Genomic DNA, 13,231 nt, shown 5'->3' on the forward strand with positions numbered 1-13,231 from the left:
TGACCGACCGACTGCCTGACCTGGCCCCACAGGAATGGAGACTTGATGCCACAACAGAATGAGGATGGGCAGACAGAGCCCCAGGTGCGCCGTGCCGTCACGATGCGTGGTGCGGCCTCCCAGCCGGCCTCCGCGTCGCTGCGCCCGCGGACGGCCGCCGACCCGAACCCCGGGCAGGCGGAGGAGCCGTCCTCCGCCGCGCCCTCTTCCTCCGATTCCGCCTCCTCCGAGCGCGGAGGCGACCAGCCGACGGCCGCGGCGGCTCCGTCCTCGTCCGTCTCGGAAGCCCGCTCGTCCGAGAGATCGGCCACCACCTCATCCGGGGCCGACGCCACCACCTCATCCGGGGCCGACGCCGGCTCCTCCGAGGGGTCGGCTTCCTCCGGGGCGGGGGCGGACGGGAGTGCCGGTGGCGCCGTCGGTTCGCTGAGCAGGGCGGAGGGCGGGACGCCGCCCGGCGCCTCTCAGGGCAACGCCGGAGCGGGCGGCGACGTACCTCCCTCGGGCCGTCCCACCAAGGCGCTGCTGGCCGCGGCGGGCATCGGGGGCGCACTGCTGATCGCGGCGCCGTTCCTGGTCATGGGCGCCCGGGATGACGACAAGACGGACACCGCCGCGGTCGCCAAGGACGCCACGGCCCGGACCCTGCAAAAGGACGAGGAGGAGACCCGGCCCGGGGACTACGCCCCCAAGCCGCCGGAGGTCGAGAACAAGGCTCCGAAGAGTGAGGCACTCAAAAAGGAGGAGGGAACGCCGTCGGACGAGGAGGAGGGAACGCCTTCGGACGAAAAGGAGAAGGGAACGCCTTCGGACGAGCCGTCTCCCGACGCGTCGCCTTCTGGCGAGCCCTCTTCGGACGCGTCGCCTTCGGATGAATCGTCCTCCGAGTCGTCTGATGCGGAGGAATCGTCCTCCAAGTCGTCACCTTCGGACGAACCGGTTGCGAAATCGACGGTGCCTGAAGCGCACTTCTTGAAACCCAGGCTGTTTTTGGCGCCGGAGCCGCCGCCGTCGGAGCCGCAGCCTCAGGAGTCGACGCCGCCCAAGGAGCACCCTGGGACGGAGCCTTCGACGGCGCCGCCGGAGAAGCAAGAGAAGGCCAAGGAAGGGTCCGGCATCAAGAAGAAGGTGGCGCCGCCCAACTACGCGAATGCGAAGGGCGTCCTCCTCAAGAATGTCGCGTCGAAGCTGTGCGCGGACGTTCCCGCCTTCGGCAAGGGCAAGCCCGACGGGCCGGTCAACCAGTTCCACTGCAACGGCACCGACAAGGACAACCAGATCTGGGACTTCGAGGTGAAGGAAAAGGGCAAGGGCCCCCGGTCCACCGACCTCTTCCAGATCAGGAACCGCAAGGATGGGCTGTGCATGGACCTGCCGAAGTTCGGCGGCCAGCCACGCGGTACGCGGGTCTCGGAGTTCCACTGCAACGGCACCACGGCTGACAACCAGCTGTGGTGGCTGGAGCCGCGTGGGGACAAGAAGTTCCGGATCCACAACTACGCCAGCAACCACCAGTGCCTCAAGATGAAGACCGGCAAGGACATCCACCCCGTGGACGCACGGCTGGAGATCCAGCCGTGCCACCGGGAAGGTCCCTTCGAATGGACCTTCTGACAACGGCCGTTTCCGGCTGACCGGCGCCTGGGCCCCTGATCTGCGAACGCAGATCAGGGGCCCAGGCGCGTACAGGGCGGCGGGGGCCGCAGATCAGGTGCACAGATCAGGTGCACAGCTCAGGAATCCGTGACGCCACCCCGCGTCATGGGCGAGCTGCCCTGGCGCGCGCCTTGATCGCGCGGATGACGTCGCTCTTGGCGTCGGAGTAGTCGTTCATGTCGTCCCAGCGCCTGCTGATCAGGTCTCGTTTGACGCTCTCGTACAGGGCCCGATCGTCTGCGTTGGTGCGCAAGTGGTCACGGAGGAGCAGGTACTCGTGCACCGCTGCGTTCCCTCGTTCGTACACGTGCACATGGACGTCGCGAGCCGGCGTACGCACGAGTCGATGTCCTGGCTCGCGAACCCGCAGTTCGTAACCGGCGGCCAACAGCCCGTCGAGGTAGTCCTCTTCTGCCGTGATGTCGGCCACCGAGACGACGAGGTCCACAATCGGCTTGGCGGCCAGACCCGGAACCGAAGTGGAGCCGATGTGCTCGACGTCGACGTCCGCTGCCGCCAACGCGTCGAGGATCCGGCGCCGGTGCCGCAGGTAGTCCTCCGCCCACCGGGCGTCGTAGCTGCTGAGGCCGACATCGAGTGCTTCCGGACCACCGATGATCTCGGCCGCCGTGACGTCCGGTCGACGAGGCTTGCCGCTGTTCGTCACCCACACATCCTTCACGTCCTGCCGCCAGGTCACGACCTCGGTCGACGGGGCTGTGGTCGGCGGTTTCGTCGACCCTCACCGTCGTCACGCGGGCTCAGCGGATCGGGGAGTGCGTCGCACCGAGAGCGGTGACGCGTTCCCGCTCGATCCGGAAGAGGCCGAGTTTACCGTGCGGTGCGACATGCTCGGCCCAGGCGCGGTTGTCGCTTGCTCGGCGATGTCGGTGTCCTTGCCGACTTCGAGCGGCAGGCTCCTTAGCAGAGGCAGGCCCAACGGCCGCTCGCGGAGGCAGGGTTCTCGTACCCTGACCCCACACGATCAGCTCGGCCAGACTGTCGAGCAGATGGTCGAGGTGCGCGGCGAGGCGGGGCAGGACCCGCCGCGTGGTGGCGGCGAAGCCCGCGTTTCGGGCTCTACACGATCTGGAGCCGGCGACGATGACCGATACCGGCAGTATCTCCGACGGGTTCCACACCTTCGACGAGCTGTACGAATTCAGGCTGCTCTACCACGCGTACGCCGCCCGGGCGTGGCTGGACGCCGGGTATCCCGTCGTCCGCTCATGGAAGCACCACGACGGTCAACCGTGCTTCGGGGGCGGCTGGTTCATCGTCGTGGCTCAGCTTCCCACGGGCCAGGTCAGCAATCACTACCGAACCGGCGGCTGGTCGTTGTTCGGCGACGTGCCCGAGGTCGAAACGGCGCCCGTGTGGGACGGGCACAACACCGCCGACGTCGCCCGGCGGCTGCGCACACTCCTCGGTGGAGAAGGGCCCGCGAGCGTGTCGCGTTGAACGGCCGGCACCTCCTGGGCCGCGCGTGCCCGGTCATGGCGCGGAACGGTCCGACAGAGGGCGCGGGGCGGGTCAGTCGGCGCTCCGGCGGACGCCGGGGGCGCTGGCGGTGGGCGCCGGGGACGAGGGTCACCTCGTGGTCTGACGCTCCCCGGATGCGCCTGGCCTGGTGATGTCGCCGTAGGCGAGTCCTCCATGGGTGTGGGTCGGGACGACCGGCCACTGCCGCTTCCAGGCAGCGCACTCCGAAGAGGGAAGGATCTGCAGCCACCTGGGGTCGCCCGGCGCGGGCGACGCCATCGTCTTCTCCTTGACCATCGAGTCGTACTGGTCGAGGGAGTCCTCCAGCGTGTTCGCGTTCAGTACGACCTCACGCCCGTAGAAGGCAGCCTGTTGCCGCACGCCGGGAATCTTCGAGAGTTCGGGCTGCCAGCTGTCGGCCGCCATGCCGTTCTCAGAGGACACCCAGACACCGTCCGGGGTGTTGATCGCCAGTGAGTGGTTGCCGTCGGTGTGGCCGGGTGTCCACAGCAGACTGACGCCGACGCCGAGTTCCACGTCCCCTTCGAAGACCTCCAGCCGCTCGGCTGGGACACCGTCCATGCCGCCGTCCACGTACCAGGCCCACTGCATCGGATGCATGGAGGCGAACGTGCCGAGCTCTTTGCTGTGCACAAGGAGTTTGCCGTTGGGGAAGAGCGGCCGGCGTGGTGCCGGCTCATCCCGGAGCGGGGTGTCGCTTCCCATGATCATGCGGACGTCCTGCACGTGCAGGTGGTCGAAGCTGACGTCGTCGACGTCCTCGTTGCGCAGACCCACGCTCGGGAGGACTCGGTCCGGGTCGTTGTAGTACTTGACGAAGAGGCGTTCCGCGCGCAGGCGGCGAGCGAAGGACTGCAGCTTGTTGTAGAACGGCGCTTCCGCGGACCCCTCGGCCATGGTGGGCTCCCACACGAGGGTCTTCAGCTGCCCGTCGAACCCGTCGAACTGGATGACGAGCATCCGGTTGATGATGCTGATCATCGGGTTGGTGTTGACGGAGTACCCCTGGAAGGCGAACCGCGCAGGATACGGTGCGGCCGCGATGTCGAAACTCTTGACCGCCCGGACCCGGCCCTGGCTCACGAATCGCTCGCGGTAGCGCTCAGCAGCCGAGCGGATGGCCTTGAGGCGGTCTCCGCGCGGCCAGACGTCGTGCACGCCCTCGAACTCCGGTATCGACCGGAGGGCCTGCGCTCCGGTCGTGTTCAGGGCCTTCGTCTTTTCTGTCCGCGCCGCGTCAGTCATGTTCCCCTCCCGGGGTGGTGCCGGTGCCGGCGCCGGTGCCGGTGAAGATGCGTGATTCGTAGCCCTGGCGTACTGAGGCACCGGGCACGGACCGCACCTGGTCGGGCACCATGGCGCGGAGGAGAAGGTCGCGGACGGGCTGTGGAAACACCTCGACCCAGCGGGACAGCGGGCCGACGTATCCGGGCAGGGACACCTCGAACCGCGGACGCTCGATCACCGCCACGACAGCGCGCGCCACATCCAGGGGCTTGAGGAGCTTGGCCGCGCCCGTCGCCGTTCCCGCGGCGAGTTCGGTGTCGACGACGCCCGGCATGACCACGGAGATCCGGACCCCGCTGCCGCGCAGCTCCGCGCGCACGCCCTTGAGGTAGCCGTACACGCCGTGTTTGGTCGCGGCGTAGGTCGATTCGCCTGGCGGCGAGAGCTTCGAGGCCGCCGACGCGATGGTGACGATGTGGCCACGGCCTCGCGCGCGCATAGCGGGCGCGGTGAGCTTCACGCCGCGGATCACACCATGCAGGTTGACCTCCAACTGGCGGGTGGTGGCTGACTCGGGCTCGTCGGCGAATCCGCCGACCCACATCACTCCCGCGTTGTTGACCAGGACGTCGAGCGGGCCCCAGTGCTCCTCGACTTCGGCGAGGAAGGCGGTGAAGGACGCAGAGTCGGTGACATCGAGCCCGAAGCCCACCACGTCGCCCCGCAGTTCCTCGGCGGACGCTCGTGCCGCGGCAGGGTCCAGGTCTCCGAGGGCCACGCGGGCGCCGGCCAGCGCCAGCCGGCGGGCCGTCTCCCGGCCGATTCCGTTCGCCCCTCCAGTGACGGCGACAACGCGCCCAGCGAGTGCTCTCGTCTGCATCCCTCTCGCCTCCGCTCTATCTGACACACGTGCGTGTCAGATGGCGACCTAGACTGCCACCAGGAAGGGGACGACGCAATGGTGCAGACGAAAAGCGAAGGGCGGCGCTACTCGGGCCTCGACCCGGACGAGCGCGACCGCAAGCGGCGAGAGGCTGTCCTCGGCGCCGCGCTCGAACTGTTCGGCACACAGGGGTACGCGGCCACTTCGGTCAAGCGGGTCTGCCGGGAGGCCGGGCTCACCGAGCGGTACTTCTACGCGTGCTTCCGCGACCGGCACGACTGCCTGGCCGGGCTCTACGCCGAACTGACCGACAGCATGCGGGCCGCGGTCCTGGCCGCGCTCGACAAGACGGCCGGCTCGGATCTCGACACCCGCGCCCACACCGGCCTCGACGCTTTCATCGGGTTCCTCACGGCCGATCCCCGGCGGGCCCGCGTGGTGCTCATCGAGGTGGTCGGTGTGTCAGACGAGCTGGAAGCGCGCCGTAACGGAGTGCTGCGCGAGTTCGCCGACCTCATCACCGCAGTGTGGTCCTTGCCGGAGGAGCCCGCGACCAGAGCGGCCGTCGACCTCCACCGCCTGACCGCCGTCGGGCTGGTCGGAGCCGTCAACCACCTGCTCGTCGACTGGTTGCAGCGCGGGCAGGAGGATGACCCGGCGACACTCGTCGACGTGTGCTCCGCACTGTTCTCCGCGGCACGCGAGCGGGTGGGCTGACGAGACCAGAGCGGCGGACGCACAGGCAGTCGTGGGCCATGCGTGGTGCGGGGCGGCACCGTTCGGCTCGGCCGTCCATGCCGAGATGCCGTCGGCCGCGTCGTACCGCCTTCGTGCTGTCGCGCCCCCGCGCCCAGGTCGTGCGCACCGTCCGCATCCTCAAGTCGTCCCACAAGCATCCACAGCGGCGGTGATGAAGGAGGCGATCAAGCGGCGGCGGTCATCCTGCGACCATGCGAGGACGAGTTCGCTGTTCGGGGCATCGGTCACGGGCCGGTAGACGAGGCCCGGGTGCATGGGCTGGGCCAGCGAGCGGGGCAAGACCGCGATGGTGCGTCCCAGTCTGATCATTTGCAGGGCTTCGGCTGCGTTTGTGATCTCGGGCCCCGGCCCGGCCTCGGGCGCTCCCGTCCAGCGCACGCCTTTCCAGCGTGGCAGTGTTTCCTGGGCGAGGTCGGCGAGAGTGACCTGCGAGCGAGAGGCGAGCGGGTGGTCCGGCGGCAGGATCGCGACACGTCCTTCGACCATCAGGGTTTCGTGGTCCAGGCCGGTCACGTCGTCGAACGGCACGTACAGCAGGGCAACATCAGCGCGGCCGTCGCGGACGTGATCGGCGCGGTCGGTGGCTCCGCCGAAGAGGATGTCCACCTGGCGGGCGTCGGGCCGGCCGGCGTAGGCGGCCAGGATGCCGGACAGCAGGTTTGCGTCACCGCCGGGTTTGATCACCAGGCGCAGCCGGGCCTGCTGATCACCGGCCCGGCGGGCCTTCTCGGCGGCCGCGCTGACAGCGTTGAGCGCGTGCCGGCCATGGTGCACGAGCGCTTCGCCGGCAGCGGAATCGGGCGCGCCGCCGCACTCGAGTTCGCCCGGCGCGGGGCCGCGGTCGCTGTACTCGACCTGGACGAGCACAGCGCTCGTCAGACCGTGGAACTGATAGTGAAGGAGGGCGCCCCGGCTGAGGCCGTGGCCGTCGACATCGAGGACGAGCAGTCCGTGCAGCGGGCCGTGACCCAGGTCGTGGCAACGTTCGGCGGGCTCGACTTCGCGGCAACGCGGGAATTCCCTCCCACGACCGGGTCCTGACGGAGATGTCGGTCCAGGAGTGGGAGCGCGTGCTGCGAGTCAACCCGATCGGCACATGGCTGTGCCTGAAGTACGAACTGCCCGTGATGAAGCAACACGGTGGCGGGGCGATCGTCAACGTCGCCTCCAACGGCGGCCTGTACGCGATCCCCAGCGCCCCGGCGTATGTGGCCGGCAAGCACGGCGTCGTCGGTCTGTCCAAGGTGGCCGCCGTGGACTACGGGCCGGACGACATCCGCGTCAACGCGCTGTGCCCGGCGCTGACGAAGACCGCCATGTTCGCCATCGACACCCCCTGGGAGGGAGACAATGGACGCCTTCCGCTTCCTCAAGTCGGCGCCGCTGAGCGAAGTCGGCGCCGCTGAGCGACGTGCAGCGCGCGACCATCGGCCACCGCACCGCCGAGCGCGTTTCCGGCCTGTAGGGGGCGATGTGCAAGGAGCGTCGGTTCCCGGGCCGGGGCTGTGGCCGCGGGCCTCGACCAAGGCGTAGGACAGGTCCTTCAGGCCGGTGTGCTTGCCGGTCAGCTTGTCACGCCGCAGGCCGGCTCCTGCCGCGAGGGAGACGAGGGTGAGCTCGCCGTCGGAGTGCAGCGGGGACCGATCAGCAGGCGCACCACGTTCACGGGATGTGGCAGCACCGGCTGCCACCGCTCAGTGGCGGTACGCGGCTGTTGCGATCTCGACGAAGGACCGGATCAACGGGTTGGTGTCACCTTCGTTCCACACCGCCACCACTCGGCTCGGCGCCATGTCGGTCAGCGGTACCACGGCCAGCTCCGCGGGCAGGTCGTGCCCGAGGGGGGCCAGGCCGACCGTGCCGTTCCACAGCACGGCCTGCAGGCATTCCTGAACGGCGCGCACCATCGGCCCCTCGCGCGGCCTGCCACCGTTCCAGTACGACTGCCAGCTGGGGTCGGTGCCCTGCGGGAACTGGAACCAGCGGCGGTCGCCCAGTTCGGCCAGCCGCAACCGTTCGCGGCGGGCCAGCGGATCGTCGGCACGCAGGACCACCCCGACCGGATCCGTTCGCAGCGCCCGCACCCTCAAAGCGGTCTCGTCGAACGGCGCCCGGGTGAGGGCCACGTCGACCAGTCCGGCGCGCAGCCCGCACGTCGGGTCGGTCAGGTCGGTGTCGCGGATACGGACGTCGACGCCGGGGTGGTTCCGGCGGTAGGCGGCGGCCAGCCTGGACGCTCCCGGGTCGGTTCCGTCGCCCAGGATGCCGACGGTGAGGGTCGCCGCGCCGGCCGCCGCGCTGACGCGTACACGGACGCGGTCGGCATGGCCGAGCAGGGCCCGCGCCTCGTCGAGCAGCACCGTGCCCACCGGTGTGAGCGTGACGCCGGTCGGCGAGCGGGCGAAGAGCAGGGCCCCGGCGTCGGCCTCCAACTGCTTGATCGCCCGGCTCAGCGGCGGCTGGCTCACGTGCAGCCGGGTGGCGGCCCGGCCGAAGTGGAGTTCCTCGGCGACCGCCACGAAGTAGCGCAAGGTCCGTAGCTCCACGCTGCAACGATACCCACGAGGTATCGGCGCTGCGGGATGGGTCTTGGACACTGGCGGGGTCCCGGCGGTGCACTCGTGAGCATGACCGAAGAAGCGAAGACCAGCGAGCCGCAGGCCGGTTCTGTCATATCGGTGGTGGGTCCCGGCGATGGTGAGACGATCGTTCTGGGCAACACGCGCATGCGCGTTCTGGAGGACGGCAGCCACACCGGGCACCGCCTCGCGATCGCCGAGTCCGTCCTCGCCCCGTACACCCAGGGGCCGCCGCAGCACCGCCACGCCCAACACGACGAGGGCTTCTACGTCCTCTCCGGCACCGTGCGATTCACCGTCGGGAACGACGACTACGACGCCACCGCGGGCACACTCGTGATGGTTCTGCCAGGCACCCCGCACACCTTCGCCAACCTGAGCGACCAGCCCGCCGTCATGCTCAGCACATTCACCCCCGACCTGTACGTGCAGTACTTCCGAGACCTGCAGGAGGCACTCGACGGCGGCCGGCCGCTGACGCGACAAGCCAACACCGACGCGATGAGCCGCTATGCGACCGAGCCCGCGACCGACCTCGCCTGAAGCCGACGGGACCGACGGGACGGAAACAGCCCAGCCCCTACTGTGCTTCCGGCCGGCGGGGCCGCGGCGCTGCCGCCTGGCCCCCTCGGACGACGGACCGGGCCTTCTCCAGGGGCTTCCCCTGGAAATCGACGCAATCGACGCAATCGACGGGGCCTCGCGAACCGGTGGCCCATGAACGGGAACGATGAACATCGCCTACTGGATCGTCGTGGGACCGCTCGCCCTCTTCTCCTGCTACGCAGGCGTACTCGGCGCGGGTCTGCTGGACGTGTAACTGTGAAGTCGGGTACTGGAACTGCCCGAATACCCCCTGAGGCACGGGGCGTTGCGACGGCTTGAGGGCGTTGGGCCACCCTATGGCTGACGTCGAATCTCGGATGCGGTGCAGCATCGTCCCGTGGTCGGATGCGCCACATGAGCGACTTGCTGCGTGTCCGTATCGAGCAGTATTATGCCACTGCGCCGTTGCTGTTCGCTGATGCCGAAAGGTTCGGTTCGTTACGGCTGTTCGTGCGCAAGACACCTGGTGCCCCGTATTACGGCGGCCCCGGCCATGCTCAGCCCACCGCAGAGATGTCTTCGGCCGTTGTCGCCGCTGATATCGCCCGGGTGCGAGCTCGGCAGCGCGAACTTGGTGTGCCGGAGGCTTTCGAGTGGCTGGCCGAGGCGGCGCCGACGCTGCGTGCCCGTATCGAGGCCGCCGGTCTGCCGGTGGAGGAACGCCCGCTGATGGCGCTGGATCCCAACCACGCAGTGGACTCACGTCCGTTGCCGCATGGCGTGACGCTCCGCGTGTTGACGTCCGACGACCCTGCGTTGCCCGCGGCCCTCGCTCTCCCCCGCCTGGCCTTTGCCGAGGAGGGCACCGCGGTGGGCCCGGCGGGTCGTGAGGAGCTGTCGGTGGTGGCCGATGAGCTGCTGGTGGACGGCACTGTGGCAGCGGTCCGCCCCACAATCCGGGCCGGGCACAAAACGCTCATTGCTGCACTCGCCTCGGACGGCACCCCGCTGGCTGTCGGCCATTACCACCCGGCGAACGAGACCACGGAGATCGGCGGCATCGGCACCCTTCCCCTCGCCCGCCGTCAGGGCCTGGCCGCCGCTATCACCGCAGCCCTGGTCAACCACGCCCGCGATCACGGGGTGAGCACCGTCTTCCTCGCCTATGCAGATGACACGATCGCGCGCATCTACGCACGTCTCGGCTTCCGCCCCGCCGGCAGCACCCTCCTGATCGCCAACCAGCCCGCGCGATCATAGGCTCCCAGCACTCATGACGCTCTCTCGGCGGCTGACCTCGGCTGCGTCGGCGGCCCAGTCTCCAGCGGCGGCTCGCTGCCACTTGGCGGTGACGGTGGTGTCGATGCCGAGAGTGCGGGCCAGGTCAGCGACGGGTGCGGGAAGCTCGTCCGGGGCGGAGCCGAGGCGGATGCGGACGGCACCGTCCCGCTTCCTCGATGCGATCGAGGGCGAGCCGCGTTCGGAGCTGGAAGAGGCGGACGTCTTCCATGTCATGGCCACCACCCGGCACGACACCGTGGTCACCCGCTGGGCGATCGACCATCCTGTCCACGACCTGTTCAACGGCCTTGCCCGGCAGAAGTGGAAGCGTCGTTCCTGCGGCACCGGGGCTCACGGCCTGCGGCTCTACGACTGGGCACGCGTCGAGGTGCGGCCCTGGCACCGACCCGACCCTCGCCACTGGGTCATCGCCCGCCGCAGCGTCGCCCGCCCGCAGGAGATCTCCTACTACATCGCCCACTGCCCCGCCCAGACCACCTGGATGACCTGATCCGCATCGCGGGCAACCGATGGGCCATCGAGGAATGCTTCGTGCGACACGAGGCTGCTTGAGCTGAGTGAACTCACCGAGAGGAGGTTCCGTTGAGGAAGGTGTAGTTCCGGGCCAGTGTTCAGGGCCTGTCCCCGCCCCGGCGTGCGTTCCTGGTAACGGGAGGGTGCGAAGCCCGGGGGAAAAGCCCAAGGACTCCTGTTCCATCCGGGGGTTACAGGCAAGGGGAATGAGTGGATGGGTGAATGCGAATGAACCCTTGGCTATGCCTCGTAACTTCGACCCCGCCGATGGGATGTTCAAGCGGGGTACAGGACTGGCCGCTGAGAAGCGGCAGGCGCCGGCTGGAGAGAAGCAGTCAGCCGGGAGAACACCGCCGTCCCGGGGTAGAGAGGGCACCCACCCCACTCGCATCTCGCTCATGCAGAACGTGGAAACCCCGAAGGGGTCCTGTTGCCGTCGTGCAACAGGTAGGCCGACCGCAAGGAAAGCTCAAATCCCCGGCGGGAACAGGATGACCCAAGAAGCGAACGCCGATGGCCGAAAGGCAACAGAAAACCGGGAAACAACGGCTGGTCACTCCACCAAGCCGCCCCGCATAACTGGCCGGATAGGGTCCAGGTGACCCAGCCCAAAAGGGTGCTGACGTGGGTCAGGTGAGCCTGCGAAGAGAACGATGACAAGGACGATGGAACTGAAGGACACGTTAGACGCTGTGCCGCCGAGCGGCCCGGTGAACGGACCCGAAGACGAGCTACTCGACTGGCATGCGATTGACTGGGATGCCGCTGAGGGGAACGTACGTCGTCTACGCCAGCGCATCTTCGCGGCGTCGCAGGCAGGGGACCTGAAGAGGGTCCGCAACTTGCAGAAACTGATGCTCCGCAGCCGCAGTAACACGCTGGTCAGCGTGCGACGGGTTACGGAGATCAACGCTGGCCGTCGGACGGCGGGCATCGACGGCAGAGTCGTGCTCACAAACCCGGGAAAGGCCGAGCTGGCCACCTGGGTCCAGCGCGCCTCAGCTCCGTGGAAGCCCAAGCCCGCCCGACGTGTTTACATTCCGAAGAGCAACGGAAAGCGGCGTCCCCTCGGGATTCCGGTCACCATCGACAGAGTCCTGCAAGCCAAGGCAGTCAATGCGCTGGAACCCGAATGGGAAGCCCGGTTCGAGCCGAAATCCTATGGCTTCAGACCGGGCAGGGGGTGTCAGGATGCGATCCAGGCGATATTCACGGTCGCGCACGGGAAGATCCCGAAGCGGAAATGGGTATTGGACGCGGATCTGGCAGCGGCATTCGACCGCATCGATCACGTTCACCTGATCGAGATGCTGGGAACCTTTCCCGCGAAGGGAATGGTCACCCGATGGCTGAAAGCCGGAGTCATCGAGAAAGAGTGCTTCACCGCCACTGAGGAAGGAACACCTCAAGGCGGCGTGATCAGTCCTCTTCTGCTCAACATTGCTCTCCATGGAATGGAAGAGGCTGCCGGAGTCCGCTATTTCACCGGCGGATCACACGCCGGTGAAACAAGACCGGGCTCGCCGGTGCTGATCAGATACGCTGACGACCTGGTTGCCTTCGCTCACTCCAGAGTTGAGGCCGAGCAGATCCAGGCGCGACTGGCCACCTGGTTGAAACCCAGAGGCCTGGTCTTCAACGAGGACAAGACAAGCATCGTCCACCTCAACGAGGGCTGCGATTTCCTGGGCTTCAACATCCGCCGCTACCGCGGCGGAACGGTGCTCCTGATCAAACCCAGCACGGCAGCCGTGCGACGCATCCGGAAACGGCTGGCCGCCGAGGTCAAGGCCCTGCGAGGGGCCAACGCCGAAGCGGTGATCCACAAACTCAACCCGATCATCCGGGGATGGGCCGCCTACTACCGGAGCACGGTGTCCAGCCGCATCTTCCATGCCCTGGACGCCTACGTGTGGAAGCTCGTCTACAAGTGGGCAACTCACACGCACCCGAACAAGCCGAAGCACTGGGTCACCTCCCGCTACTTCGGCATGTTCAATAAGGCCAGGCGGGACCGGTGGGTCTTCGGCGACCGCGACAGCGGTCGCTACCTCGCCAAGTTCTCCTGGACCAAGATCGTCCGGCATCAGATGGTCAAGGGCACATCGTCCGTCGACGACCCAGCCCTTGTCGACTACTGGGCCGAACGACGTCGCAAACATTAGCCAGCACCTGCATACGCCCGCGAGCCATCAGGGCTTGCTTGAGCCGTGTGCTCGGACAACGGGCCCGCACGGTTCTGAGGGGGGACCGCCGCAGCAAT

At 68.1% G+C, this 13,231-nt stretch carries 11 protein-coding genes and 2 pseudogenes; 8 read left to right on the forward strand and 5 right to left on the reverse strand.

Features of this window, described 5'->3' with window-relative positions; translation table 11 throughout:
• Positions 1 to 45 precede the first annotated feature (45 nt).
• Positions 46 to 1,614 carry an RICIN domain-containing protein gene (locus tag MMF93_RS26920; protein WP_242755519.1) on the forward strand — a complete coding sequence of 523 codons (1,569 nt, stop codon included), beginning with the start codon at positions 46 to 48 and terminating at the stop codon, positions 1,612 to 1,614.
• Between the two features lie 145 nt (positions 1,615 to 1,759).
• Here the strand turns inward: MMF93_RS26920 and MMF93_RS26925 are convergent, their stop codons facing one another.
• Complete coding sequence (locus MMF93_RS26925) at positions 1,760 to 2,323, reverse strand: GrpB family protein (RefSeq protein WP_114023179.1); 564 nt, start codon at positions 2,321 to 2,323, stop codon at positions 1,760 to 1,762.
• Between the two features lie 437 nt (positions 2,324 to 2,760).
• Here MMF93_RS26925 and MMF93_RS26930 point away from each other — a divergent pair, with 437 nt between their 5' ends.
• Entirely contained in the window at positions 2,761 to 3,117 is a 357-nt protein-coding gene (locus MMF93_RS26930; protein WP_242755521.1) for a WDGH domain-containing protein, read from the forward strand.
• 129 nt (positions 3,118 to 3,246) lie between these two features.
• On the opposite strand, the gene MMF93_RS26935 is transcribed toward MMF93_RS26930, so the two are convergent.
• Positions 3,247 to 4,404 carry an MBL fold metallo-hydrolase gene (locus tag MMF93_RS26935; RefSeq protein ID WP_242755522.1) on the reverse strand — a complete coding sequence of 386 codons (1,158 nt, stop codon included), beginning with the start codon at positions 4,402 to 4,404 and terminating at the stop codon, positions 3,247 to 3,249.
• A complete protein-coding gene (locus MMF93_RS26940; protein WP_242755523.1) occupies positions 4,397 to 5,266 on the reverse strand; it encodes an SDR family oxidoreductase in 870 nt (289 codons plus the stop codon). Before MMF93_RS26940 ends, MMF93_RS26935 begins: the two co-directional genes overlap by 8 nt.
• Before the next feature lie 78 nt (positions 5,267 to 5,344).
• Here MMF93_RS26940 and MMF93_RS26945 point away from each other — a divergent pair, with 78 nt between their 5' ends.
• On the forward strand, positions 5,345 to 5,986 hold the full coding sequence (locus tag MMF93_RS26945) for a TetR/AcrR family transcriptional regulator (RefSeq protein WP_242755524.1): 642 nt from the start codon (positions 5,345 to 5,347) through the stop codon (positions 5,984 to 5,986).
• A 159-nt stretch (positions 5,987 to 6,145) separates the two neighbouring features.
• Here MMF93_RS26945 and MMF93_RS26950 read toward each other — a convergent pair whose 3' ends face one another.
• Positions 6,146 to 6,895: a LysR family substrate-binding domain-containing protein gene (locus tag MMF93_RS26950; RefSeq protein WP_242755525.1), complete on the reverse strand. Its 750-nt coding sequence runs from the start codon at positions 6,893 to 6,895 to the stop codon at positions 6,146 to 6,148.
• Between MMF93_RS26950 and MMF93_RS26955 the strand changes: the two are divergent.
• Positions 6,794 to 7,350: pseudogene (locus tag MMF93_RS26955) on the forward strand (SDR family NAD(P)-dependent oxidoreductase); the annotation flags it as partial. The gene MMF93_RS26950 and the pseudogene MMF93_RS26955 overlap by 102 nt on opposite strands.
• A 372-nt stretch (positions 7,351 to 7,722) precedes the next feature.
• Here MMF93_RS26955 and MMF93_RS26960 read toward each other — a convergent pair.
• Positions 7,723 to 8,574: a LysR family transcriptional regulator gene (locus tag MMF93_RS26960; RefSeq protein WP_242755526.1), complete on the reverse strand. Its 852-nt coding sequence runs from the start codon at positions 8,572 to 8,574 to the stop codon at positions 7,723 to 7,725.
• 81 nt (positions 8,575 to 8,655) lie between these two features.
• Between MMF93_RS26960 and MMF93_RS26965 the strand changes: the two genes are divergently transcribed.
• The 4 genes and pseudogenes from MMF93_RS26965 to ltrA all read left to right on the forward strand — a co-directional run bounded on the left by MMF93_RS26965 (position 8,656) and on the right by ltrA (position 13,133).
• Entirely contained in the window at positions 8,656 to 9,150 is a 495-nt protein-coding gene (locus tag MMF93_RS26965) for a cupin domain-containing protein (protein WP_242755527.1), read from the forward strand.
• Between the two features lie 417 nt (positions 9,151 to 9,567).
• Positions 9,568 to 10,413, forward strand: a complete 846-nt coding sequence (locus MMF93_RS26970; protein ID WP_242755528.1) for a GNAT family N-acetyltransferase — start codon at positions 9,568 to 9,570, stop codon at positions 10,411 to 10,413.
• 217 nt (positions 10,414 to 10,630) lie between these two features.
• Positions 10,631 to 10,986: pseudogene (locus MMF93_RS26975) on the forward strand (IS701 family transposase); the annotation flags it as partial.
• A 647-nt stretch (positions 10,987 to 11,633) separates the two neighbouring features.
• Positions 11,634 to 13,133 carry a group II intron reverse transcriptase/maturase gene (gene ltrA, locus MMF93_RS26980; protein ID WP_479685628.1) on the forward strand — a complete coding sequence of 500 codons (1,500 nt, stop codon included), beginning with the start codon at positions 11,634 to 11,636 and terminating at the stop codon, positions 13,131 to 13,133.
• The last annotated feature ends 98 nt before the right edge of the window (positions 13,134 to 13,231 follow it).

Source organism: Streptomyces tubbatahanensis (assembly GCF_022699385.1).
Taxonomy (GTDB): domain Bacteria; phylum Actinomycetota; class Actinomycetes; order Streptomycetales; family Streptomycetaceae; genus Streptomyces; species Streptomyces diacarni.

Excerpts from the sequence above, each read along its gene's own strand:
- MMF93_RS26920 (WP_242755519.1), top strand. The coding sequence starts at position 46 with ATGCCACAACAGAATGAGGATGGGCAGACAGAGCCCCAGGTGCGCCGT.
- MMF93_RS26930 (WP_242755521.1), top strand. The coding sequence starts at position 2,761 with ATGACCGATACCGGCAGTATCTCCGACGGGTTCCACACCTTCGACGAG.
- MMF93_RS26935 (WP_242755522.1), bottom strand. The coding sequence starts at position 4,404 with ATGACTGACGCGGCGCGGACAGAAAAGACGAAGGCCCTGAACACGACC.
- MMF93_RS26940 (WP_242755523.1), bottom strand. The coding sequence starts at position 5,266 with ATGCAGACGAGAGCACTCGCTGGGCGCGTTGTCGCCGTCACTGGAGGG.
- MMF93_RS26945 (WP_242755524.1), top strand. The coding sequence starts at position 5,345 with ATGGTGCAGACGAAAAGCGAAGGGCGGCGCTACTCGGGCCTCGACCCG.
- MMF93_RS26965 (WP_242755527.1), top strand. The coding sequence starts at position 8,656 with ATGACCGAAGAAGCGAAGACCAGCGAGCCGCAGGCCGGTTCTGTCATA.
- MMF93_RS26970 (WP_242755528.1), top strand. The coding sequence starts at position 9,568 with ATGAGCGACTTGCTGCGTGTCCGTATCGAGCAGTATTATGCCACTGCG.
- ltrA (WP_479685628.1), top strand. The coding sequence starts at position 11,634 with ATGGAACTGAAGGACACGTTAGACGCTGTGCCGCCGAGCGGCCCGGTG.